This window comes from Inquilinus limosus MP06 (genome assembly GCF_000767795.1).
In the GTDB taxonomy this organism is placed as follows: domain Bacteria; phylum Pseudomonadota; class Alphaproteobacteria; order DSM-16000; family Inquilinaceae; genus Inquilinus; species Inquilinus limosus_E.
The window spans coordinates 1-1457 of the sequence record NZ_JANX01000935.1 but is presented as its reverse complement, the minus strand read 5'-3'; the positions used below and the strand labels follow the sequence as shown (position 1 = coordinate 1457).

The 1457-nt window shown below is 74.6% G+C and carries 2 protein-coding genes; both read right to left on the bottom strand.

What is annotated here, in order from left to right; all coding sequences use genetic code 11:
• Positions 1–948, bottom strand: a 948-nt coding sequence (locus P409_RS34145; RefSeq protein ID WP_034849255.1) for an MFS transporter, incomplete at its 3' end; no start/stop codon positions are given.
• A gap of 8 nt (positions 949–956) precedes the next feature.
• A partial coding sequence (locus P409_RS34140) for a DeoR/GlpR family DNA-binding transcription regulator (RefSeq protein ID WP_034849253.1) occupies positions 957–1457 on the bottom strand: 501 nt, incomplete at its 5' end.

Sequence of the window (1457 nt, the reverse complement as noted above, 5' to 3'; positions counted from 1 at the left end):
GGCCGCGCCGACCCCGACCAGGGCGAAGCCGATCAGGCCTGCCGCCGGCCAGGGCACCAGCACCGCCAGCAGGAAGCCGGCCGCGGCCAGGGCGGAGCCGAGCCGCACCACCGTCTCGCCGCCGAAGCGGCTGGTGATGCCGTCGCCGGCCAAGCGCATCACCGCCATCGCCACTGCGAACATGGCGTAGCCGAGCCCGGCCACCGCCGGGTCCTGGCCGCGGCTGTCGTGCAGGAACACGGCGCTCCAGTCCAGCACCGCGCCTTCGGCCTGGAACAGCACGAAGGTCAGCAGGCCCAGCACCAGGACGATACCGCGCGGCAGGGTGAAGCGCATCCCGGCCTGGGCAGGCCTGCGCTCCGGCGGCAGCATCGACCCGGCCTGGGTCGCCAGCAGCACCAGCATCACGCCGCTGATCGCCACCGCCACCAGCAGCGGCGACAGGCCGAGGCCCAGCAGCAGGCTGGCGCCCCCGGCGCCGATCAGCCCGCCGACGCTGAACATGCCGTGGAAGGAGGACATCACCGGCCGGCTGCCGCGCGCCTCCACCGCCGTGGCCTGGACGTTCATCGCCACGTCCATCGATCCCGTGGCGGCGCCGAACAGGAACAGGGCGAGGCCGAGCAGCGGCGCGTCCGGCGCCAGGATCACCAGCGGCAGCGACAGGCAGATCACCAGCCCGCCCAGCGCCGTGACCACACGGCTGCTGAAGCGCGAGGCCAGGAATCCGGCCAGCGGCATCGCCACCATCGCCCCGGCGCCGAGGCCGAGCAAAGTGAGGCCGAGCACGCCGTCGTCGATGCCGAGCCGGGCCTTGGCCAGCGGCACCTGCGGCGCCCAGCTGGCGGTGACGGTGCCGCAGATCAGGAACATGGCGCGGGTGGCGAGGCGCGCGGCGCGGAGATCGGCGGTGTCGGACGGGCCGTCCGTGCGGGCGAGGCTGGTCATCGGACTTCCTAGGCGAGAATCAGGGTGAGGCCGGCCTGGCGATAGGCGGCCAGAAGGTCGGGGTCGGCGTCGCGCTCGGTGATCAGGGCGTCCAGCCGGCCGACCGGCAGGATCGGGAACGGGGCGGCGGTGCCCAGCTTGTCCGCGGTGACGACGGCGGCGACCCGGCCGGCGCAGGCGGCCATGCGCCGCTTCACCAGCGCCTCCTCATGGTCCATGCCGCCGAGCCCGGCCTCGACATCGAGGCTGCAGACCCCGAGCAGGCAGAGATCGGCGCGCAACCCGTCGAGCGCCGCCAGCACCGAGGTGCCGACCGTCGCCTGGTCGGCCTTGTCGAGGCGGCCGCCCAGCAGCACCACCTCGGCCGACGGATGCCGGGTCAGGGCCAGCGCCGCCGGCAGGTTCGGGGTGACGATGGTGGCGCGCAGGTCGTGCGGCAGCGCCTCCGCCACCGCCAGCATGGTGGTGCCGCCGTCCAGCAGCACCACCTCGCCCGGCCGGATCAGCCC